Origin of the sequence: Streptantibioticus parmotrematis (genome assembly GCF_019890615.1) — a bacterium.
GTDB lineage: Bacteria > Actinomycetota > Actinomycetes > Streptomycetales > Streptomycetaceae > Streptantibioticus_D > Streptantibioticus_D parmotrematis.
Genome location: NZ_JAINVZ010000005.1, coordinates 305112 through 326006 on the forward strand (window position 1 = coordinate 305112; position 20895 = coordinate 326006).

The following is a 20895-nucleotide window of genomic DNA, read 5'->3' on the forward strand; positions in this document are numbered from 1 at the left end:
CCCGCGCCCGGTAGATGGCCTCAGCCGGTCGGGCAACGCGGCGGCCACACCGAATTCGCCTGGCGGAGGCCGCCGTTGTCAGTGCCCTGCGGCAGGATCGGCGACGACACGGGGACGTACCCCGTGCGCGGCCGACCACTGGAGATCCTGATGACGTCGTACCCGACGCTGCCCGCCACCGCTCACGACGAGGTCGTGCTCGTCTGCGTGTGCTACGAGGACCACGCGCCCAAGTGGGGCGGTGTCCTGGAGCGCCTCGGCGCCGGGCCCGAGGACGCGACGATACCCCTGGACGGCGGCGTGACCCTGCGCGTCGCCCACGACGTGGCCTGGGACCAGGTGCCCGGCGGCGCCCTGCCCGCGCTGCTGCCCGTCGGGACCACCGCCGCGCCCGTCGTCGCCGTCGCGGACATCTCCGCCGTCTACGGCGATTCGGGCCTGTTGCTGGTCGACGCGCGGGACATGCCGGGCCGTGGCGTGCGGGTGGCCGACGGGCGGCTCGCCTCCGTGCTGCGTCAACTCGTCGAAGGCAAGCTGGAGTTCGCGGACCTCGTGCGCGGCATGGACCGGTGGGGTACGTACGAGGGCGACGGCGGGGACCAGGCCACGCCGACGCCGACCGACGTGGTGCGCACCGGCTTCCCGCCCCTTCCGGCCGCCGAGGACCTGACGTTGCTGGTGCGCACCGACTTCCACGACGAGGAGGGCTGGCGGGCGGTCCTGGACTCGGTCGCGGCCTACGACGACGAAGGAATCGACGACGAAGGGGACGAGGAGGAGGACGTCATCGCGCTGCGCGCCGTGGTCGTGGACGACCGCGCCTACGAAGGGCTGATGCCCGGTCAGGTGCCCGCGCTGGTGCCGGCGGGGCCCTCGACCGTCATGGTGGCCCTCGCCGACGCCGTCACGATGAGCGAACCCGACCGCCCGCTGTACGCCGTGGACCTGCACGACACCCCGGGCCAGGCGGCGCGCGTCGCTCTGGACGAGGCCGGCTCGATGGCGGCCAACCTGGAGATCGCCAACATGGACTTCGCCGACTTCGCCTGATCGCCGCCGGTCCCGGGCCCGCGGCGGACCTCACTTCTCGACGCCGACGCAGATCCCGTCGCAGTCGTAGAGCCAGTAGCTTCCGCAACCACCGTTGGTCACCGTGCAGTTGTCGTACTTGAAAGAGCACGGATTCCAGTTGTCGCACCAGTTGCTCTCGGTCGTGCAGGTGCACGTCTCGTCGGGGCTCACGGTGCCCTCGGTGCGGTCCGCGGGGCCGAGGGTGGCGAACAGGGCGCCGGCCTTCGCGGGACCGAAGGCGGCCAGCGCCTTCCGGTGGAACGCTTCGAGCCGTGCGCTCACGGCCGGGGTGCGCGGGATCGCGAGGACGGCCGGTGTCGACAGCATCGCCTTCGCCGAGTCCAGCACGGCCCGCTGGTCGCCCGTCACGTCGCGGGGCCGGTTGCGCTCCAGGTGTTCGGTCCAGCACTGGGCCCTGGCGTTCGTGGGCAGTTGGGCGTAGACGGCCCTGCGGTAGGCCATGGGGTAGGTGATGATGTCGTCGTAGCGTTGCGGCAGGTGGTCCTTGTTGCGGGCGGCCCAGGCGGCCGCGGTGGCGCAGCGTTGTTCGGCGATGGCCGGGGTACGGCCCAGCAGGACGACGCCCGCCGCGACCCCGGCGCCGACCGCCAGCTGGAGGAACCGGCCACGACCCAGGCCATCAACCGCCTCTCGTGAGACGGCTGTCGGAACGCGTCGGGCTTCCTGCCGCAGCCGCCCGAGCGCGCGCAGCACCCGCACACCGGTCCGCGCGCCCAGCCGCCGGGACAGCGGAACGAGCATCGCCGTCCCGTGCCAGGCCCGGACCTGATCCCCCGTCACCCGCAGCAGCGTCGGCGCCCACGGCGGCCGTGGCCCGAGGGCCTCTTCGCGCCACTCCCGCACCTGATGGTGGCTGAGCGGCAGAGCCTCCAGCCTGCCCGCACAGGCCCGGGTCACCGTGGCCGAGATCTCCCGGCAGGTGGCACACGAGGCGTCGAAGGACAGGACCCAGCGGTCCCCTGACTCATCCGGCATGGCAATCGTCCCTTCCGTCGTCGCGCAGTCGTCCCGTCATCGCGCAGCCGTCGCGGACCGTGTCCCGGACCGGACCGGCTACGAGTTCCAGCACAGCCCGTCACACGACTTGCTCCAGAACGATCCGCACCCGCTGCTCAGTGGGGAACAGGGGTGGTACTCGCACTGCGTCGCGTTGTCGCACCAGGAGTCGGCCACGCTGCACGTGCAGGTGTTCCGCGGGCTCACGACGCCGTCGGTCCCCTCGGCGGGGCCGAGGGTCGCGAACAGCGCCCCCGCTCGTGCCGCGCCGAAAGCGGCGACGGCCTCCCGGTGGAACGCCTCCAGCCTCGCGTCGGTGCGCGCCGCGCCGCCGTCGCCGTCGCCGAGAAACGCCGGTGCCGCGAGGATCGCCGCGGCCGAACCCATGACCGCACGCTGACGCGACGTCAACTCCGTTGTCCGGTAGCGCTTCAGGTGTTCGGTCCAGCACTGGGCCCTGGCGTTCGTGGGCAGTTGGGCGTAGACGGCCCTGCGGTAGGCCATGGGGTAGGTGATGATGTCGTCGTAGCGTTGCGGCAGGCGGTCCTTGTTGCGGGCGGCCCAGGCGGCCGCGGTGGCGCAGCGTTGTTCGGCGATGGCCGGGGTACGGCCCAGCAGCACCACGCCCGCCGCCACTCCGGCACCGGCCGCCAGCTGGAGGAACCGCCCGCGCCCCACTCCTGAGGCCGCCCGCCGGGATTCCTCGAACGGCACGCGTTTCGCGTCCTGACGGAGACGGCCGAGCGCCCGCAGGACGCTCACGCTGCGGCGCACCCCCAGTCGGCGGGCCAGCGGCGCGGCCATCCGCACACCCGTCCGCACCCGGGCGTCCGTGCCGCCGACCCGTAGCAGGGCCGGTCGGGACGGCTCCCCGTCCTTCTGTCGTCCCGCGAGCGTCCCGCGCACCTCGGGGTGCGACAGCGGCAGGGTCTCCAGGCGTCCCCCGCACGCCTCGGAGACGGCTGCGGAGATCTCCCCGCACGTCGCGCACGAACTGTCGAAGGCCAGAATCCAGCGCTCTTCCACGGCAACCTCCCGTACGTGCCGATGGCGTCGACCTGCTCTGGGCCGGCCGCTCCCAACGCGATTGTGGGAGGCCGCCGCCCCGGCCGCCTAGTAAAAATGCGAACAGGAACGACATTCCGCACGGGGGGTGTTGGGCGGTGCGGGCCCACCACGCGGCGGCTCGCGGTTCGATCCGGGCGGTGCGACGCGGCCGGGAACACGTGCTCTCGATCACGGCACCGTTTCCCGGTGTCGTGCGCGGGCAGCCGTACCGACGCCCCCCCGTTGACCGATCACACGACACGCGAACCCGCACGATGCCGGAAGAACACGACGCCAGAAGAAGGGGAGATCCATGCTGTTCCTCATGGTCGCGTTCCTGTTGCTGGGAGTGCTGCTCGGCGCCGTGACGCACCTGCCGCTCCCGGTGACGGCCGTCACCGCGGTCGTCATCCTCGGATGGCTCGCCGTCTACGGAGTACGCCACCGGCGGCACGCGGACGACCGGCGCTGAACCGACCCCCGCGCGGCGCGTGACGACCTCCGCGGCGCGCGTCCCGTCCGATGCGGTACGCGCATCCCATCCGACGCGTACGCGTCCCGTCCGACCCAAGGAGAGGAAGATGACGACCACCACCGCCCGACGAGGTGCCCGTGAGCGGGCCGCCCGCGACGCCTACGGCATGGCCGCCGCGTCGTTCATCCTCGGGCTCGTCGGCCTCCTGGTCTTCAACGTGTTCCTGGGCCCCGCCGCGGTGATCCTGGCCGCCCTCGCGCTCCACCGCGGTACCAGCCACCGCAACCGCGCCTACCTCGGCATGGCGCTGGGCGTCGCCGACGTGATCGTCTTCCTCGTCCTGACCGGCGCGCAGCACAACGTCACCTGGTCCTTCTGAACGAGGGGACCGGGACAGGAAGGGACTGCGCCGGACCCACCGTGGGCACATTGGGTGCATGAACGACAGCCGGGACACGGATGCCCACCAGACCGCGCCGGACCACCCCACGTCCGAGGCCGACCCCCGACCTCCCGCCCGCGCCTTCGTGCTCGGCGGAGGCGGTGCCCTCGGGGCACACCAGGTCGGCATGCTGAAGGCACTGCTGGAGGCCGGGATCCGGCCCGAACTGGTGGTGGGCACGTCCGTCGGAGCGATCAACGGCGTCGTGGTGGCCGCCGATCCCGCACCCTCCAGCGTCGCCCGGCTCGCCGATCTGTGGTCGGGCCTGGGCGACGCGGGCGTCTTCTCCGGCTCGCTGCTGGGACGGATCGGCACCGCCGTGCGCAGCGGAACGCACATCCACTCCGCCGAGCCATTGCGCACCCTGCTCACCTCCCACCTGCCCGTCGACCGCATCGAGGACCTGAGCGTGCCGTTCCAGTGCGTGGCGGCGAGCATCGAACGGGCCGCCGAGCACTGGTTCACCGAAGGGCCCGTCGCCGACGCCGTGCTCGCCTCCAGCGCGGTGCCGGGACTGCTTCCGCCGGTACGGGTGGACGAGGAACACTTCGTGGACGGCGGCCTCGTCAACAGCATCCCGGTCAGCCGCGCGGTGGCGCTCGGGGCACGGGAGATCTACGTGCTCCAGGTCGGCCGCATCGAGTCCCCGCTGAGCCCGCCGAGGCTGCCGTGGCAGGTCGCCATGGTCTCGTTCGAGATCGCCCGGCGCCACCGCTTCGCCCGCGACATGGCCGACCTGCCGCCCGAGGTGACGGTGCACGTGCTCCCGAGCGGCGCCCCGGCCGCCGAGGTCAACGGGACGTTGCAGCAACTGCGGTACAAGACGTTCGGCCAGACCGCCGAACGCATCGAACGCGCCTACGAGGCGTCGGCGCGCTACCTCGCCGGCCTCGGCCAGGACGGCGGCACGCGGTGACCGGGACCCGGGGCGACGGCATCGGCAGAGCCGTGGCCGCCGCGGTCCTCACCGGCATACGAAGGATCGTGACCGTCGCGGTGGAGCTGGCACTGATCCCGGTGGCGGCCGCCCTGCTGGTCGTGGTCACCGTGCTCACCGCACCGTTCTCCGCGCTGCGCGGCGGACGGTGGCGGCTGGTCAGGGTCTTCGCCTTCGCGGCGCTGTACCTCGTCGTGGACTTCGGCGGCTTCGTGAGGGCCGGACTGATCTGGCTGAGGTATCCGCCGCTCGCCCCCGAGGCCGTCGCCCGGCGCACGAACGCCACCTACGCCTTGCTGGACGGTTTGCTGCGGTTGCTGGTGGGCGTCTCCGAGCGGTTGTTCGGGCTGTCGTTGCGGGTGACACCTCCGGTGCGGGCCGTACCGGACGGCACCGCGCCCCTGATCGTCCTGGCCCGCCACGCCGGGCCCGGCGACTCGTTCCTCCTCGTCCATGTGCTGCTGTCGCGGGCCGAGACGCTGCCGCGGATCGTCCTGAAGCGGGTGCTGCGGCTGGACCCGTGCCTCGACGTGATCATGGGCAGGCTGCCCCACTGCTTCGTGCCCGCCCGCCGGGGAAGGACGACGGAGGACGCGATGGCCGACCTCGCCCGTGACATGCGCCCGGGCGACGCGCTCGTGATCTTCCCCGAAGGGGCCAACTACACCGAACGGCGGCACCGCCGGGCCATAGCGTCGCTGCGTCGCAGGAACGAAGCCCGTGCCGCCGCCCGGGCGGAGCGCCTTCACCACGTGCTGCCGCCGCACGCCACCGGCACGCTGGCGGCACTGGCGGCGGCGCCCGGGGCGGACGTGGTGTTCGTCGCCCACACGGGTCTCGACGCGATCGACTCGGTAAGCACGGCGTGGTCGGGCGTACCGCTGCGCGAACAGGTGCGGGCGCGGTGGTGGCGCGTTCCGGCGGCCGAGGTGCCACGGGACGACGAGGCGCGCAAGGAATGGCTCACGGCACAGTGGTCCCGCGTCGACAGGTGGATCGAGGGGCATTGAGCGAGGAGGCGCCGGGCACTCTCCCCGGCAACGCGCTGCGGCTGGGGGTCGACGACCCCCAGCCGCAGCAGTGCGTCACGGTCAGCGCTTGAGGGCGTCCTTGACGTGTTCGGCCGCCTGCTTCAGATCACCCCTGGCCTGTTCCGCCTTGCCCTCGACCTCCAACTCCTCGTCTCCGACCGCCTTGCCCGCGACCTCCTTGGCCTTGCCCTTCGCCTTGTCGACGCTGTTCTTCGTCTTGTCCCGACCGCTCAACGCAACCGTCTCCTCGTCAGACGCCAGGCCACCGGTCCGCGGGTCCGTCCAGGTTCGTGCCCGAACCCGTCATCCGCCCGCGGACGTTCACACAGGACGCGTACCCGGCGGAACCGCTGCCACGCGCGGCGTCACCGACCGATGCCGCCCGTCAGCGGGCCAACGACACCGCGAACGGCCGCAGGCCGTGTTGGCGTACGACGTGGGGGACCAGGAGGATCAGCGCCTCCGTGGCCCCGGCCGTGGTGACGTCGCCGAGGTCCTCGATCCACTCCTCGCGCCAGCCGAGGTCGCCGAGGAGCGACGCCACCGTCCTCTTGGCCTCCGTGTCGTCGCCGGACAGGAACGCGGTGGGCGGCGTGGTGAGCGCGCCGGGGTCGGTCACGACGGTGAAGAGCATGGTGTTGAGGGTCTTGACCACGTGGGTGCCGGGCAGCGCCCGCTGAAGGTGTTCCGCGAGGCTGGCGTCGGTGTGGAGCGGCCGCATCGTCGGTGCACCGGTCGTGGCGTTGGCGATGTCGACCAGGACCTTGCCTCTCAACTCTGCGCTCAATTCAGCCAGTTGGTCCAGCGCGACGTGGCCGGGGAGCGCGCTGATGACGATGTCGGACGTCCGGGCGGCGTCGCGCGGGCCGGTGTAGGTCGCCCCCGGAACGGCGTCGCGAGCGCCCGCCGCCGATTCCGGGGTGCGGGAGCCGATGACGACGGTGTGGCCGGCGGCGACGAGGGCGCGGCCGAGATCGCTGCCGACGCGCCCGGTGCCGAGGATGCCGATGGCTGCCATGGTGGGTCTCCTTCTGCGCGGTGACGGAACGGTTCGCTGGGGCGTGGGATTCAGGCGATCGACGCGAGCACGGCGGACGCCCGCGCGTGGAGTCCGGGCGCGCAGGCGACGAAGTCCGCGCGGCCGGGCGTCCAGGGCTCGCCGCCGTCCGCCCCGACCACGCCCTGGCCACCGGGCGCGTGACCCCGGAGCGCTACGCGGCGGCGCACCATGTCACCACCTCCCGGCGCGGACGCCTCAGCGACCCGGTCGACGCCGTCCTCGCGGCCCTGCCCCTCCCGTTCGGCCCGCGTGCCACCCACCTGTACCTCACTGGCACCACCGCTTCGACAACGACCGGGCCCACACGTGGCTGCGCGACCAGGCGTGCACAGAGGCCGCCAAGCTCTTCGCCGCGACGTAAGCCGGCAGGGGCAAGCGCCACACCTGTCACCGCGGGCAAGATCGTAAATCACTTGCCACCCCACGAATCGTGCCTCTACCGTGCCCGGGCCGCCCAAGCCGTGTCCCATGGCGAACCGTCACGCACCCTGAGGAACGACCGTGCCCGTACCGTTCGACGCCGAACTGCTCGCCGCCCACCGCGCCGCCGTCCAGGCAGACCCGGCGCCGATGAGCCTCGAACGGCTGGCGGAAGTCCGTGCCGAGGATGCCGCCGAGGTGCCGCACCTCGACGCACTCGGGCGTGGTGGCCGGTTCGCCGTCACCGAGCAGGCGGTGCCCGGCCCCGGCGGCGCCCCCGGTGCCACCCTGCTGATCTGCGTTCCCGTCGACGTGCCCGGACCACGGCCGACGCTGTACTACACGCACGGCGGTGGCATGTTCAGCGGCGACCACCGCGTCGGCCTCGACCCGCTGCTCGACATGGCGGAACGGTTCGGGGCCGCGCTGGTCTCGGTCGGCTACCGGCTCGCCCCCGAACACCCGCACCCCGCACCGATCGACGACGTCCACGCCGGTCTGCTGTGGATCACCGATCACGCGGCCGACCTCGGCCTCGACCCCGAACGGATCGTCGTCGCCGGTACGAGCGCCGGCGGCGGCCTCACCGCCGCGCTCGCGCTGACCGTACGCGACCAGGGCGGCCCCCGACTCCTCGGCCAGCTGCTCATGTGCCCGATGCTCGACGACCGCAACGACAGCGCGTCGTCGTGGCAGATGGACGGCCACGACATCTGGGACCGCGGCTGGAACGGCTTCGGCTGGAACGCCCTGCTCGGTGCCGCCCGAGGAGGCCCGGACGTGCCGCCCTACGCTGCGCCCGCCCGCGCCACCGACCTGTCCGGCCTGCCGCCCGCCTTCATCGACGTGGGTTCCGCCGAGTCCCTGCGCGACGAGGCCGTCGACTACGCCAACCGCGTCTGGCAGGCCGACGGCGAAGCCGAACTGCACGTCTGGTCAGGCGGATTCCACTGCTTCGACGTCATCGCCGCCGACGCCCGGATCAGCCGCGCCGCCCGCGAGGCCCGCGACTCCTGGCTCAACCGCCTGCTCACCACCGGCCGACCCGCCTGAGCGGAGGTGGCGGCACGAACCCTCAGTGCCGCCACCGGAAGGCGGGCCGATCCCGGTCGCGCGCCCGTCCCTTGAGGGGTGTCCCTTCAAGCCTTGAGGGGTGTCCCTTCAGGGGCACCCCTGTGGGGGCCGAGAGGCCGTTCGATTCCCGTTCGCGTCCGCCCGTTCCCTCGCCCTGCGGCTGGGCATGATGAGGGTGTGGAAGACCTGTATCGCGACGGATGGATCACGTGCACCGAGAGCGGCGTCGTGATCCGCTGGTACTACCTGTGGGGGAGCCGGACGATTCCCTACGCGACGATCCGCTCCGCCCGGCGCGTCCGGCTGACGCCGCTTCACGGCAGGGCGCGCGTCTGGGGCACGGCCAATCCCCGGTACTGGGCGAGCCTCGATCCCGGCAGGCCGCGCAAGGACACCGCGCTCATCCTGGACGTGGGCAAAGCCGTGCACCCGTTCATCACGCCGCAGGAAGTGCCGGAGGTCGAGCGGATCATCAGGGAACGGGCCGGACTGCCGGAGGCCACGGGGCCGGAGGTCGGACCCATCATCTGAGGCCGGGCGCGCCTCTCGAAGGACGAGCGGGCAGCCGCACCGAGGAGAGGGGGCAGGCCCTTGGGCCTTGCCCCTTCGATCCAGCAGTGACCGTGTGTCTACGGGTGCACCGTGGTATCTACGGGTGCACCGTGCCCTCACCCTTCTCCCGCGCCGCCTTCAGCGCGTCACCCTTGACCTCCTCGGCGCCCCGCTCCTGCGGCGTGGACTCGTCCTCGTCCGCCGTGCCCGCGGCCTCCTCAGCGGCGCGCACGGCCCGTTCGGAACCCGCCCGGGCCTTCCGTTCGGCACTCATCGCGCTCTCCCTTCCCTGCGGTCCGTGACGCGGGAACGCCTTGCCCCGTGCCTCGCCGCCAAACTCCCGGGGTGGGGCCGACCAGGGTGCGTCGAAGTTCACTCGTCCGTGCGATGCACACGGATTCGAACACGTGCTCTAATCAGGACATGGCCCCGTACACCTTTCCCGACGACCTCCTCCAAGCGCAGCGCGACTGGTACGCCGCCTACCGGGAGCTGGCCGGAGACCAGTCCTCCTCGCAGACCACGGTGCTGAGGCGGCGGCTCCAGCGCCTGTCGGTGCGGATCACCACGCACCCCTACTGGGCGAGCGCTCCCGGAAGCGTTCCGGCCGCGCGGGTGGCGCTCAAGGAGGCGGCGTGGAGTGAGGAGGTCGACTGCTGACGTCCACCGCTCGCCCCCCCGGGGATGACGTCCACCGGTTGCCCGCGGAAGCGGCCCGGACCGGCCGTCGCCCTCAGTCTGCGTACTCGTCGAGGTGTCCGGTTCCCGCCCATTCGGTGAGCGACAGGTGGTGGCCGTCGCCGTGCCAGCGGGTGACGGAGGCGTTGGGGACGGGCGGCAGGTCGTCCGGGACGGGCGCGCCGATCCCGGCCGTCACGTGCTGTACCGCGACGGCGATCGCGTCGTGCGCGACGAGCAGGATCCTCCGGCCCACCGCTGCCCGGTCCAGGTGGTGGAGGAGGTCGCGCACGCGCAGGACCACGTCGGCCAGCGACTCGCCGCCCGGGGGCCGGTAGAACCACTCGCCGAGCCGGGCGCGGCGTGCGGCCTCCTCGGGGGCGCGGGCGGCGATGGCGGCCGGCGGGTGCAGTTCGAACACGCCCATCTCGCGGTCGCGCAGACGCTGGTCGACCACGGCGTGCGGGAGGTCGCCGCCGCCGGTGCCGCTCGCGGCGGCCATCCGTTCCCAGGTCCGGCGAGCGCGTGCGTAGGGCGAGCAGACGACGAGTTGCGGCCGTTCGCCGGGATCCAGGCCGCCGAGCCAGCGGCCGAGCGCGTCCGCCTGCGTCAGGCCGAGGCCGGACAGCGGCACGTCCGCGTCGCGCCCTTCGAGCGGGGTCTGTTCCGTGCGAGTGCGTGCGGCGTCGGCGAAGGCGGCGTTCGCGGTGCTCTGGCCGTGGCGGACGACCGTCAGCCGGGTCAGGGTGAACGGAGCGGTCAACCCCGAAGCGGGGGTCGGCGGTCCGGCGGCGGGTTCCTGCATGGGCTGATCATCGCGGATGCACGGGCGGTTGCCCGGCAAGGTCCGGGGGCGGACGCCATGGACGAGCCCCGGCCCCCGCGTCGCCGCGCGCCCTCCCTCGGCAGGGCCGTTCCGGCCCATCACCTGCGCGGAACACGCCGACGTTCATAGTTGTCGTTTGACAACAGTAGCCGTCAGGCAAGAAAGTGGCTACGTGTGAACAAGTAGAGGAAGGGTTGGGGATGTTCCTGTCAGTGGGGTCGGCCCGTCGCGTCGCTCCACGTACGGAGCCGGACGTGCCGAGCGTGGGGCGTGCCGGTCAGGCGGAACGCGAGTCGGAGGACTGGTCTTCGTGGATGCGTGCCGCCGCGGTCCAGCAGAACGCCTCCAGTCCTTCCAGCAGTACGGAGCGCTTGTGGGCCGGCATCCGTGCGAAGAGCGCGGTGAGTTCCCGCTCGCGGCGGGCCCGCACCTCGGCGAGGAAGGCGCGGCCCGGCTTCGTGAGGTACAGGTGCACCTCGCGGCGGCTGTTGGGGCTGGGGGCGCGCTCCAGGAACCCGACGGCCTGGAGCCGGTCGCACAGCCTGCTGGCCGACGGAGGGGTGGAACCGAGGGTGTCGGCGAGGGTGCGCAGGTTGATGCCCTCGTTGTGCTCGAGGACGAAGAGCACGGGCAGCTGGGACGGCGACACCGGAGCGGTCGGGGTCTGTCCCCACACGGCCTCGAGCAGTTCGGCCGCCCGGGCCGTCAGGCGTGCCACCTCGTCGGGCTCGTGAGGCGGGGGCGAGGAGGTCACCGTCCCACTCTCGCAGGCTTCTCGGGTGATGTCAGCACGCGGTGTGGTGTCCGCGGTGCGGCACCCGGTTCGGACATGACCCGTTCGGTGGGCGAAGCATCGTCCCGCAAGCGTGATGCCTTCCTGGCAGAAGAAATGGCGTACCAAGTTCGTGAACAGATTCGTGCCCGCTGAGCGGGCCCTTCGGACCGCGGCTCCCGACCAGTTGCTCCAGGCGATCCGCGTCGTGCTGGCCCGGCAGTACGCGGCGAGCTCCGTGGAACTGTTCATGGCGGACTACGGGATGACCGTACTCCAACCGGTGCCGGTGCCGCCGTACGCGGCGGAGCCGCTGCCGATACACGGCACCCCGGCAGGCCGGGCCTTCGGGGCGCAGGAGCCGTTCGCCGAACCGGCCGACGGCGACGTGGAACGCCTCCACCTGCCGGTCACGGTGCGCGGTGACCGCCTCGGCGTGCTCACCGTGACGCTGCCCGCCGACCACGCGCGGCAGTCACTGGCCGAACTCGCCGAGATCGCCCAGATCCTCGCCCACGAGCTGGTCGTCGCCGGACGGCACACGGACGTCTACCTCCAGGCCCGGCGTCTGCACCGGCTCACCCTCGCGGCCGAGATGCAGTGGCAGCTGCTGCCGGGGCACTCGTGTGCGCAGCCGGAGTACGAGATCGGTGCCCAGCTGGAACCGGCGTACGCGATCTTCGGCGACAGCTTCGACTGGTCGTCCACGGCCGACCGCCTGCTGCTCTACGTCACCAACGGCATGGGGGAGGGCACCGAGGCGTCGCTGCTGACCAACCTGGCCGTCAACGCGCTGCGCAACGCGCGCCGCGCCGGCATCCCCCTCGCCGACCAGGCAGCCCTGGCCGACCAGGCGGTCTACGCGCACTACCAGGGCGCCGCCTATCTGTCCGTCCTCATGCTGGAGTTCGACCTGGCCACCGGACGGGTGCAGGCGGTCGACGCGGGCTCGCCGCGCATGCTGCGGCTGCGACGCGGCGGCGCGGTGGAACCGGTTTCCTTCGAAGCGCAGTTGCCGCTGGGCATGTTCGAGGAGACCGACTACGTCGCCCAGGAGTTCCAGGTGCACCCGGGGGACCGGCTGGTCGTCGTGAGCGACGGCGTCCACGAGGCGGCCTCCCCCGGCGGCGAACGCTACGGGGACCGGGCGCTCGCCCGGGCGATCACCGCGACCCGGCTGCTGCCCGCCGCCCAGGTGCCGCACGCGGTGCTGCGCCAACTCACCGGCCACCGCAGCAAGGTCGCTCCCGACGACGACGCGCTGGTGGTGTGCCTCGACTGGAACGGGCGCACTTCGTCAGGAAGTTGATGTCCTGTCAATTGTCAGCCCTCTTCGGCGCATTGTCGACGTGGCACCCCCACGCCGCGCCGCGTGTCGTCGCGGGATGGCGGCGCAGGGCGGTCTCGATGAGCGCGGGCGGAACGTAGGCCATGTCGAGTGCCCCCACGTCGGTGCCGGGGCGACGCCTGACCGTGACCGCGGGGGACGCCTGATCCGCGTTCCTCCGCACAGGTCGACCACGGCTTCCGGTGCGGCGCTCAACCGCTGGTGGCGAAGTCCTGGAGGCCGACCACCCGCAGCAGCCGCAGCCGCTCGTGACTCTCGCTCCCCGGGCGGGCGGTGAGCACCACCAGCCGTTGGGCGTGGTCGTCGCTGAGCAGCACTTCGCAGTCCAACTCCAGCAGCCCGACGACCGGATGGACGAACCGCTTGGTCGCGCGTCGCCGTACGGCCACCTCGTGCTCGTCCCACACCGCGACGAACTCCGGGCTTCGCTCGCGCAGTCGGCGCACCAGCGCGGTCACCCTCGGGTCGTCGGGCCGGGCCGCCGCGACCGCCCGCAGGTTGGCGACGTGCGCGCGGACGTGGTCGGCGCGGTCCTCGGGCGGCACGGCGTCGAGCGCTGCGGGATCGGTGAACAGGCGTACGAGCAGGTTGCGTTGGTGCGGCGGGCGGGACGCCGCGTCACCGGACAGCGCGACCGACATGGCGTTCTGCGCGAGGACGTCACCGGTGTCGCTGACCACCATGGCGGGCGTGTCGTCCAGCCGGTCGAGGATCAGCAGGAGCCCGGGTCGCACGTGATCCGTCGTCCGCCGGTCGCGGGGCGGTTCCTGTCCGGCCAGGTGGAACAGGTGGTCGCGTTCGTCGTCGGTGAGCCGCAGCCCGCGGGCCAGCGAGCCGAGGATCTGCCGGGACGGATACGGGCCGCGGGCCTGCTCCAGGCGGGTGTAGTAGTCCGCCGACATGTCCGCGAGCCGGGCCACCTCCTCGCGACGCAGTCCGGGCGTGCGCCGCCGGGGACCGCTGCTCAGGCCCACGTCCGCCGGGGCGAGGCGTTCGCGGCTGCGCCGCAGGAAGTCGGCGAGTCCGGCACGGTCGAGATCCACACCTCCAGCATGCGCCCGGGCGCGGACCGTATCCAGGGTCTGCCGATCCCTGGATCGCCCGGTCTCTCCCGCCGTGGCGGAGGCGGCCGCACGGTGGTGGTGAACGGGACCGGGACGATAAAGGAGCGACCGATGGTGATCCTGGTGACGGGTGCGACGGGACAGGTGGGCAGCCGGTTCGTGCCCCGGCTGCTGGACCGCGTGCCGGACGGCACGACCGTACGGGTGCTGGTGCGGGACGAGCGGCGGGCGGAACCGTTCGCCGCGCGGGGCGCCCAGGTCGCGGTGGGCGAGATGCGGGACCCCGCCGTGGTGCGCGCGGCGCTGAAGGGCGTGGACGCCGTGGTCAACATCGCGGCCGCCTTCCGCGGCGTGCCGGAGGAGGAGGCGTGGGAGGTGAACGCGCACGCCGCGCTCGCACTCGGCGAGGCCGCGGCCGAGGCGGGGGTGGGCCGGTTCGTCCAGGTCAGCACCAACCTCGTCTACGGTCTCGGCCGCGGCCGACCGCACGAGGAGGACGACGCCTCGCAGCCGGGCGGGCCGCTGTGGGGCGCCTACCCCGCGTCCAAGGCGGAGGCCGAACGGACCCTGCTCGCGCTGCACCGCGAGCGCGGACTCGACGTGCGCGTCGGGCGACTGGCGTTCGTCTACGGGGACGGCGACCCGCACCTGTCGCAGTCCACCCGCCTCGCCCAGCGGTGGCCGGGCTGCCGACGGCTCCAGATGGTGCACCACGCCGACGTGGCCCAGGGGTTGCTGCGGCTGCTGTTCACCGAGGGCATCGCGGGCCGGGCGTACAACATCGCCGACGAGGCGCCGTGCACCCTGGTCGAGTTGCACCAGCTCAACCACACGCCGGTACCGGACGGCCTCGGCACGCAGCTCGACGACGACCCGTGGTCCGGCATCGTCTCGGTCGAACGAGCGCGCCGCGAGCTGGGGTTCAGGCCGGTGTACCCGACGGTGTGGACGGCGCGCGAGGCGGGAGCGCTGTGAAAGCGGGGCCTGAGCCGAGCACACGGTACGCCGGAAAACCGGCCCCCGGGGTCTAGCGTGCGGTGTCGGCGAGCACCGCGGCCACTGACCGTTCGAGGTCCGCGGTGTGCGGCGGTGCGTGTTCCTTGCCGGCCAGCAGCAGGTGGGCCGCGCCGATCAGGGTCGGCGCGAGCGCGTCGGTGTCGGCGTCGGCCGCGAGCCGGCCCAGGTCCCGTTCGGCGACGAGGTAGGAGCGCACCATCCCGGTCGCCTCCGTCAGCACCGGGAGGCCGCCTCCGGTCGCCTCGCGGAGCCTGGTGCGCACCGCGTCGCGGGAGATCACCAGGCCGACCATGCCCAGCGTCACGGGCTCGAACAGGTCAGCCAAGGCGTGAGTGAGGTTGCCGACGACGCTGCCGGTGCCGGCGGACTCGCGCAGGACGGCGGCCCGGGCCTCGATCCCGGTGACGCGCGCCGCCACGAACTCGGTGAGGAAGCCGTCGAAGTCCGGGAAGTGCCGGTGCAGCAGGCCCTTGGACACTCCGGCCTCGGTGGTGACCGCCCGGCTGGTCAGCCCGTTCGCCCCGTCCCGCAGCAGGACCCGCTCCGCGGCGGCGAAGAGCTGCTCACGCGCGTCGCGCATGGCGATCCCGGTCGGCACCGCCCACCTCCCCCTCTGACCCCTCTGGCAAGGAACACGCGCACCCGTTGTAGAGTGGGCGACCGCCCATTTAGAGTGGGCGTATGCCCACTCTACCGTCGGCGCACGACGGGCGCCTCACCGGAACCGCACCCCACGCACTGCGTGCCGTGGCCGAGTCGTACGGCGCGGACACCGAACGGTACGACCGCACCCGGCCTCGCTACCCCGACGCCGTCGTACAGCGCGTCGTCGCCACCAGTCCGGGCCGCGACGTCCTCGACGTCGGGGCGGGCACCGGCATCGCCGGGCTGGCGTTCCAGGCCGCCGGATGCGCCGTGCTCGGGATCGAACCCGACGCGCGCATGGCCGAGTTCGCCCGCCGCAAGGGACTCGACGTCGAGGTCGCCAAGTTCGAGGACTGGGACCCGGCCGGTCGCACCTACGACGCGCTGATCTCCGGGACGGCCTGGCACTGGATCGACCCGGTGGCCGGAGCGGCCCGGGCGGCCGGGGTGCTGCGGCCGGGCGGTCGCCTGGCGGTGTTCTGGAACGCGTTCCGGCCCGCCCCCGAAGTCGCCGAGGCCTTCGCCGCCGTCTACGCCCGCGTACTGCCCGAATCGCCCCTCTACCGGCGCGGCATGGCGGGCCCCGGCGCCTACGCGAGTCTGATCACCCGGGCGTCCGACGGGCTCGGCCGGTCCGGCGCGTTCGGCGAGCCCGAGCAGTGGGAAGTCGCGTGGGACCGCGACTACACCCGCGAGGAGTGGCTCGACCAACTGCCCACGTTCGGCGGCCACGGCACGCTGCCGCCCGAGGACCTGGACGCGCTCCTCACCGGCATCGGCGAAGCCGTCGACGCGATGGGCGGACGCTTCACCATGCGCTATGCGACGGTGGTCCTGACGAGCACGCGCGCTTCCTGAACAGCGTCGGGCGGGCATGAAGGCGGTGACGGGAACGGCACGGGCGCGAGCCTCGATCGCTACGCCGCCGGTCCGGAATCGCCGACTTCGATGTACTCGAAGACCGATCCGTCGGGGTGGCGGGCGATCAGCCGGGCGCCGTTGGGGGCCGGGGCCGGACCGTCGAGAACCTGTCCGCCCGCGCCCTCGACGGCACTGACCACAGGTCCGAGTTCCCGCACCAGGACGGTCGCCACCCGGTCGCGGTACGCCTCGGTCGCGCCGCTGAGCAACAGGAACGGCCCGACGCGGGCCAGTTCGACGTCGCGAAAGGCGAAGCGGGTGACCTCCGTGTCCTGGGCCAGTTGCCGGTACAGGGGGATCGCCGCTTCGAGGTCCTCGACGAAGACGCGGGCGACGACACCGGTGATGTTGGGGAACGACATGTCCGTCCAACGACGGGGCCCCGCCGGTGTATGCCCGCCCGCGGCCCCACCCTCGCGGGGGAGAACCCGGCCCGGCGCTCAAGCCTCCGGGACCGGCTGCGGGACCGGCTGCGGGGCGGGCGGGCCCACGTACCGGGCCGCCGGTCGGATGATCTTGCTGTCCTCCGCCTGCTCGAGGATGTTCGCGCTCCACCCGACCGCGCGGGCCGCGGCGAACGTCGGCGTGAACATCTCCCGCGGCAGCCCGCTCAGCTCCATGACCACCCCCGCGTAGAACTCCACGTTGGTGTGCAGCTCCCTGCCGGGCTTGAGCTCGGCGAGTATGGCCTCCACGCGTTCCTCCACCGTGACGGCGAAGTCCACGAGCGGGCCGCCCATCTCCTGGGCGATGGCCTTGAGCATGCGTGAACGCGGGTCCTCGGTGCGGTAGACGGGGTGGCCGAATCCCATGATGCGGTCGCCCGCCAGTACGTGTTCGCGGATCCAGGGGTCGATGCGGTCCACCGTGCCGATGGCGTCGAGCGTGTCCAGGGCCCGGCTCGGCGCCCCGCCGTGCAACGGCCCCGAGAGGGCGCCGATCGCCCCCGCCAGGCAGCCGGCCAGGTCGGCGCCGGTGGACGCGATGACCCGAGCGGTGAACGTCGACGCGTTGAAACCGTGGTCCACGGTGGAGACCAGATACCGCTCGACGGCCCGTGCGCGAACGGCATCCGGTTCCGAACCCGTCACCATATAGAGGTAGTTGGCGGCGTACGGCAGGTCGGGCCGGGGCTCGACGGGCTCCAGACCGCGCCCGAGCCGGTGGAGCGCCGCGAGGAGTGTGGGCACGAGCGCGCAGGCGGTGACCGCGTCGTCCAGCCGCTGCCCGCGGTCGATGTCGTACAGCGGTTGGAACCCCGACGCGGCTCCGGCGAGCGAGAGCGCGGTGCGCAGTCCGGCGAGCGGACCGCCGGACGCTCCGGCGCGGGCTATGGCGGGAAGCACGTCACGGACGGCGGGCGGCAGGGACCGGGCCTCCGTCGTACGGGCGGTGAACGCGGCGCGCTGGGCGGCGTCCGGAAGCGTGCCGTGGAGCATCAGGTGCCAGACGTCCTCGAAGCCGCGGGTCTCCGCGAGGTCGACGGCCGAGTACTGGCGGTAGTGGTAGAAGCCCTCGGTGCCGCGGACGTCGCCCAGGGCGGTTTCGGCGACGACGACGCCTTTGAGGCCGCGGGGGACGTCGTGGGCGTGGATGGCGGGCGAGGCGGGCGAGGCGGGGGCGGTGGGAGCCGTGGAAGCCGTGGCGGTGGAAGCGGTGTCTGCCTGAGCGAGGGGGGTGGTGGGCATGATGAGAGGTCCTCCTTGAGGGTTGATTCGACTGTCCATTGTTGATGTAGTTCTTGTCAATGTTGATTAACGAGTGCACAGTCAACATTGACTTGAAGGTGGATGCATGGACTGATGCATACCGACACATTGATCAGGTGGGGCATGACATGACTGAGCAGCCGACGACGACGCACGACCGCGAGCCGCACGACCGCGAGCCGGGCCGCCGCCCGCCGCAGCGGCTCAGCACCAAAGAGGCCGCCGAACGCCTCGGCGTGAAGCCGGAGACGCTCTACGCCTACGTCAGCCGTGGCCTCCTGAGCAGCCACCGCCTCCAGGGCCGACGCGGATCCACCTTCGACGCCGAGGAGGTCGACGCCCTCGCCCACCGCGGCAGGAACGTACGCCCGGCGACCGGTGACGAGCCGCCCGCCACCCCCAGCGCCGTCTCCCTGCGCACCGGCATCACGTTGATCACCGACGACCACTACTACTTCCGGGGCGTTCCCGCCGTCGAACTCGCCCTGACCCGCGGCTACGAAGAGGCGGCCCACTGGCTGTGGACCGGGGAGGCGCGTCACGGCGTCCGGTTCACCGCACCCGAGGGTGCCCTCGCCGCGGCGGACCGGGCCGTCGCCGCCCTGCCCGCGTACAGCACGCTCACCGACCGGCTGCGCGTGGCCGCCGTCGCCGCTGCGGCAGCCGACCCGCTGCGGTTCGACCTCTCCCCGAGCACGGTCACGGGTGCGGCGGGCGGTCTGATCGCCACGCTGGTCGACGCGCTGCCGCTGGCCGGGAACAGGACGCGGCGGCCGAGCGGTGCGATCGCCCGCCGCCTGTGGTCCCGGTTGGCACCGCAGGCCGCCGACGACCCGTCGATCTCCGTACTGCAGACGGCACTGGTGCTGCTCATCGACCACGATCTGGCCGCCTCGACGCTGGCGGCGCGCGTCGCCGCGTCCGCGCGGGCCCACCCGTACGCGGTCGTCTCGGCGGCACTCGGCACGGTCGAGGGCCAACTGCACGGCGGCGCGAGTGGGTTGGCGCACCGGATGCTGAGCGAGGTGCTGCAACGCGGGAGCGCGGCGCCGGTGGTCTCGGACCACCTGCGCGCCGGGCGGCCGGTACCCGGGCTGGGCCATCGGCTCTACGCGGGCGAGGACCCGCGGGCGACGGCGCTGTTCGGGCTGCTGGAACGCGTTCCCCGGGCGGAACCGGTCCTGGCCGCCGCTCGCGACGTCGTCGCCGCGAGCGCCCGCGACGTGCCGGCGCACGCCAACGTCGACCTCGCGCTCGCCGTGCTGTCGGTCGCCACGGGGATGCCCGCCGAGGCCGGGGAGACCGTGTTCTCGGTGGCCCGTACGGCGGGCTGGATCGCGCACGCGTTGGAGGAGTACGCGGAGAGCCCCCTGCGGATGCGCCCGCGCGGCCGGTACGACGGCCCCATGCCACCTCAGCCGTTGCCGTAGACGTTCTCAGCCGTTGCCGTAGACCTTCGCGGTGGCCCGCGCGGGAGCGTCCGCGGGGGCCGCGCGCCCCGGCGCACCGACCGGTGGCCGGGCCGTCCGCTGCGCCGGTGGCCAAACTCCTGCCCGGAGATCGTCCTGAATCGGCCGGAACGGGGTACCCGTCCCCTGTCGGACGGCCAGGGCACGTACGCGGCCCGGCCGGCACGTACGAGAAGACGGGAGGTGATCGCCGTGGCGACCACTCAGCCGCGCACTGCCGGAGCCGTGAGGGAGCGGGATTCCCTGAGCCAGGAGCCGGTGGGCGAGCTGGTGCAGAGGGCCTCACAGCAGCTGACGGAGCTGGTGCGGGGCGAGATCAGGTTGGCACAGGCGGAGATGAAGGAGAAGGGCAAGCGGTACGGCAAGGGCGGAGGTCTCTTCGGCGGAGCCGGCCTTACCGGGTTCCTGGCCCTCGAAGCCCTGGTGGCAGCCGCCATCGCGGGCCTCGCGGTAGCGCTGCCGGTGTGGGCGTCCGCGTTGATCGTCACCGGCGTGCTCGCGGTGATCGCCGCGGTGATGGCGCTGACCGGGAAGAAGCAGGTCGGCCGGGCCGCCCCGCCGACCCCGGAGCAGGCGATCGAGAACGTCAAGGCCGACGTGGCCGAGATCAAGGAGAGTGCACACCGATGACTCAGCCGTCCCACGACGCACCGGCCTCCAACGATCCCGAGGACCTGCGCGCACAGGTCGAGCACTCCCGTGAGGAACTCGGGCAGACCGTCGCCGCCCTGGCCGCCAAGGCCGATGTCAAGGCCCGGGCGCAGGAGAAGGCGACCGCGGTGAAGGAACAGGTCGACGCGAAGACCGGGGAGATCAGGGAAGGCGCCACCCGGACCGTGCGCAAGGTGCGCGACAGGCTTCCGGAGCCGGTCAGGGGCAAGGCGTCCCGGGCTGGGCAGGCGGCGCGCGGCAATCGCGGCGCACTCCTGGTGGCGGGCACCGGCCTGGCAGCCGTCGTCTGGCTGGCCTGTCGGCGAAGGAGGGGGTGAGCCGGTGAAGGTCGCGAAGATCGCCTACAAGCCGGTCGGCCTGGTACTGGGCGCGGGCGGCGGGCTGGTCGCGAGCATCGTGTTCAAGCGGGTGTGGAAGATGCTCGGTCACGAGGAGGACGCGCCCGAGGCCACTGACGAGGAGCGCACCTGGCGCGAGATCCTGCTCGCCGCCGCCCTCCAGGGCGCGGTCTTCGCCGTCGTCAAGGCCGCCGTCCACCGCGCCGGCGCGACCGCCACACGCAACCTGACCGGCACCTGGCCGGACTGACCGCGTACGGCGCGTAGGCCTGCACGGCCCGTGCGGCGTGGACGGGAGGTGCGGGGTGAA

27 protein-coding genes are annotated in these 20895 nt (G+C 72.8%); 15 read left to right on the forward strand and 12 right to left on the reverse strand.

What is annotated here, in order from left to right; translation table 11 throughout:
- Window positions 1-123: 123 nt before the first annotated feature.
- The gene (locus K7472_RS10760) at window positions 124-1050 is read left to right on the forward strand and encodes a DUF6924 domain-containing protein (protein WP_308013847.1); all 927 of its coding nucleotides are present in this window, start codon (window positions 124-126) and stop codon (window positions 1048-1050) included.
- Between the two features lie 30 nt (window positions 1051-1080).
- On the opposite strand, the gene K7472_RS10765 is transcribed toward K7472_RS10760, so the two are convergent.
- Window positions 1081-2067, reverse strand: a complete 987-nt coding sequence (locus K7472_RS10765) for a bacteriocin fulvocin C-related protein (protein ID WP_222976585.1) — start codon at window positions 2065-2067, stop codon at window positions 1081-1083.
- Window positions 2068-2145: 78 nt separating this feature from the next.
- On the reverse strand, window positions 2146-3114 hold the full coding sequence (locus K7472_RS33400) for a bacteriocin fulvocin C-related protein (protein ID WP_222976587.1): 969 nt from the start codon (window positions 3112-3114) through the stop codon (window positions 2146-2148).
- A 271-nt stretch (window positions 3115-3385) separates the two neighbouring features.
- On the opposite strand from K7472_RS33400, the gene K7472_RS10775 reads away from it, so the two are divergent.
- The 4 genes from K7472_RS10775 to K7472_RS33405 all read left to right on the forward strand — a co-directional run bounded on the left by K7472_RS10775 (window position 3386) and on the right by K7472_RS33405 (window position 5999).
- On the forward strand, window positions 3386-3607 hold the full coding sequence (locus K7472_RS10775; protein ID WP_222976851.1) for a DUF3099 domain-containing protein: 222 nt from the start codon (window positions 3386-3388) through the stop codon (window positions 3605-3607).
- A 109-nt stretch (window positions 3608-3716) separates the two neighbouring features.
- Window positions 3717-3989 (forward strand): DUF4190 domain-containing protein, encoded by a 273-nt coding sequence (locus tag K7472_RS10780; protein WP_222976589.1) that lies wholly within the window; start codon window positions 3717-3719, stop codon window positions 3987-3989.
- 58 nt (window positions 3990-4047) lie between these two features.
- Window positions 4048-4968 (forward strand): patatin-like phospholipase family protein, encoded by a 921-nt coding sequence (locus tag K7472_RS10785; protein ID WP_222976591.1) that lies wholly within the window; start codon window positions 4048-4050, stop codon window positions 4966-4968.
- Window positions 4965-5999: a 1-acyl-sn-glycerol-3-phosphate acyltransferase gene (locus K7472_RS33405; RefSeq protein WP_222976593.1), complete on the forward strand. Its 1035-nt coding sequence runs from the start codon at window positions 4965-4967 to the stop codon at window positions 5997-5999. The genes K7472_RS10785 and K7472_RS33405 overlap by 4 nt, the downstream gene beginning before the upstream one ends.
- Before the next feature lie 81 nt (window positions 6000-6080).
- Here the strand turns inward: K7472_RS33405 and K7472_RS10795 are convergent, their stop codons facing one another.
- From K7472_RS10795 to K7472_RS33410, 3 genes are all read right to left on the reverse strand, one after another.
- Window positions 6081-6254 (reverse strand): CsbD family protein, encoded by a 174-nt coding sequence (locus K7472_RS10795; RefSeq protein WP_222976595.1) that lies wholly within the window; start codon window positions 6252-6254, stop codon window positions 6081-6083.
- A gap of 151 nt (window positions 6255-6405) precedes the next feature.
- Window positions 6406-7038: an NADPH-dependent F420 reductase gene (locus tag K7472_RS10800; RefSeq protein WP_222976597.1), complete on the reverse strand. Its 633-nt coding sequence runs from the start codon at window positions 7036-7038 to the stop codon at window positions 6406-6408.
- 50 nt (window positions 7039-7088) lie between these two features.
- Window positions 7089-7340, reverse strand: a complete 252-nt coding sequence (locus K7472_RS33410; protein ID WP_222976599.1) for a hypothetical protein — start codon at window positions 7338-7340, stop codon at window positions 7089-7091.
- 241 nt (window positions 7341-7581) lie between these two features.
- Between K7472_RS33410 and K7472_RS10810 the strand changes: the two genes are divergently transcribed.
- Both K7472_RS10810 and K7472_RS10815 read left to right on the forward strand, forming a co-directional pair.
- Window positions 7582-8553: an alpha/beta hydrolase gene (locus K7472_RS10810; protein ID WP_308013848.1), complete on the forward strand. Its 972-nt coding sequence runs from the start codon at window positions 7582-7584 to the stop codon at window positions 8551-8553.
- 198 nt (window positions 8554-8751) lie between these two features.
- Window positions 8752-9105 (forward strand): hypothetical protein, encoded by a 354-nt coding sequence (locus tag K7472_RS10815; RefSeq protein ID WP_222976601.1) that lies wholly within the window; start codon window positions 8752-8754, stop codon window positions 9103-9105.
- Between the two features lie 118 nt (window positions 9106-9223).
- Here K7472_RS10815 and K7472_RS10820 read toward each other — a convergent pair whose 3' ends face one another.
- Complete coding sequence (locus K7472_RS10820; RefSeq protein WP_222976603.1) at window positions 9224-9400, reverse strand: CsbD family protein; 177 nt, start codon at window positions 9398-9400, stop codon at window positions 9224-9226.
- A gap of 149 nt (window positions 9401-9549) precedes the next feature.
- Between K7472_RS10820 and K7472_RS10825 the strand changes: the two genes are divergently transcribed.
- Window positions 9550-9786, forward strand: a complete 237-nt coding sequence (locus K7472_RS10825) for a DUF8825 domain-containing protein (protein WP_222976605.1) — start codon at window positions 9550-9552, stop codon at window positions 9784-9786.
- 73 nt (window positions 9787-9859) lie between these two features.
- Here K7472_RS10825 and K7472_RS10830 read toward each other — a convergent pair whose 3' ends face one another.
- Together K7472_RS10830 and K7472_RS32585 are read right to left on the reverse strand one after the other, a co-directional pair.
- The gene (locus K7472_RS10830) at window positions 9860-10609 is read right to left on the reverse strand and encodes a histidine phosphatase family protein (protein WP_222976607.1); all 750 of its coding nucleotides are present in this window, start codon (window positions 10607-10609) and stop codon (window positions 9860-9862) included.
- A 298-nt stretch (window positions 10610-10907) separates the two neighbouring features.
- The gene (locus K7472_RS32585) at window positions 10908-11384 is read right to left on the reverse strand and encodes a MarR family winged helix-turn-helix transcriptional regulator (RefSeq protein WP_308013849.1); all 477 of its coding nucleotides are present in this window, start codon (window positions 11382-11384) and stop codon (window positions 10908-10910) included.
- A gap of 151 nt (window positions 11385-11535) precedes the next feature.
- Here K7472_RS32585 and K7472_RS10840 point away from each other — a divergent pair, with 151 nt between their 5' ends.
- The gene (locus K7472_RS10840) at window positions 11536-12711 is read left to right on the forward strand and encodes a PP2C family protein-serine/threonine phosphatase (protein ID WP_222976866.1); all 1176 of its coding nucleotides are present in this window, start codon (window positions 11536-11538) and stop codon (window positions 12709-12711) included.
- A gap of 230 nt (window positions 12712-12941) precedes the next feature.
- Here the strand turns inward: K7472_RS10840 and K7472_RS10845 are convergent, their stop codons facing one another.
- Complete coding sequence (locus K7472_RS10845; protein ID WP_222976611.1) at window positions 12942-13793, reverse strand: helix-turn-helix transcriptional regulator; 852 nt, start codon at window positions 13791-13793, stop codon at window positions 12942-12944.
- 132 nt (window positions 13794-13925) lie between these two features.
- Between K7472_RS10845 and K7472_RS10850 the strand changes: the two genes are divergently transcribed.
- Window positions 13926-14789 (forward strand): NAD-dependent epimerase/dehydratase family protein, encoded by an 864-nt coding sequence (locus K7472_RS10850; RefSeq protein ID WP_222976613.1) that lies wholly within the window; start codon window positions 13926-13928, stop codon window positions 14787-14789.
- A gap of 52 nt (window positions 14790-14841) precedes the next feature.
- Here the strand turns inward: K7472_RS10850 and K7472_RS10855 are convergent, their stop codons facing one another.
- Window positions 14842-15429, reverse strand: a complete 588-nt coding sequence (locus tag K7472_RS10855; protein WP_222976615.1) for a TetR/AcrR family transcriptional regulator — start codon at window positions 15427-15429, stop codon at window positions 14842-14844.
- A gap of 83 nt (window positions 15430-15512) precedes the next feature.
- Between K7472_RS10855 and K7472_RS10860 the strand changes: the two genes are divergently transcribed.
- Window positions 15513-16334, forward strand: a complete 822-nt coding sequence (locus K7472_RS10860) for a class I SAM-dependent methyltransferase (protein WP_222976617.1) — start codon at window positions 15513-15515, stop codon at window positions 16332-16334.
- 59 nt (window positions 16335-16393) lie between these two features.
- Here K7472_RS10860 and K7472_RS10865 read toward each other — a convergent pair whose 3' ends face one another.
- Window positions 16394-16759, reverse strand: a complete 366-nt coding sequence (locus K7472_RS10865; protein ID WP_222976619.1) for a VOC family protein — start codon at window positions 16757-16759, stop codon at window positions 16394-16396.
- Between the two features lie 78 nt (window positions 16760-16837).
- Window positions 16838-18085, reverse strand: coding sequence for a citrate synthase/methylcitrate synthase (locus tag K7472_RS10870; protein ID WP_222976622.1), 1248 nt, complete (start codon window positions 18083-18085; stop codon window positions 16838-16840).
- Between the two features lie 149 nt (window positions 18086-18234).
- Between K7472_RS10870 and K7472_RS10875 the strand changes: the two genes are divergently transcribed.
- From K7472_RS10875 to K7472_RS10890, 4 genes are all read left to right on the forward strand, one after another.
- Entirely contained in the window at window positions 18235-19536 is a 1302-nt protein-coding gene (locus K7472_RS10875; RefSeq protein WP_222976624.1) for a citrate synthase, read from the forward strand.
- A 297-nt stretch (window positions 19537-19833) separates the two neighbouring features.
- Entirely contained in the window at window positions 19834-20205 is a 372-nt protein-coding gene (locus K7472_RS10880; protein ID WP_308013863.1) for a phage holin family protein, read from the forward strand.
- The gene (locus K7472_RS10885; protein ID WP_222976628.1) at window positions 20202-20564 is read left to right on the forward strand and encodes a DUF3618 domain-containing protein; all 363 of its coding nucleotides are present in this window, start codon (window positions 20202-20204) and stop codon (window positions 20562-20564) included. Before K7472_RS10880 ends, K7472_RS10885 begins: the two co-directional genes overlap by 4 nt.
- A 4-nt stretch (window positions 20565-20568) precedes the next feature.
- Window positions 20569-20835, forward strand: coding sequence for a DUF4235 domain-containing protein (locus K7472_RS10890; RefSeq protein ID WP_222976630.1), 267 nt, complete (start codon window positions 20569-20571; stop codon window positions 20833-20835).
- Window positions 20836-20895 lie beyond the last annotated feature (60 nt).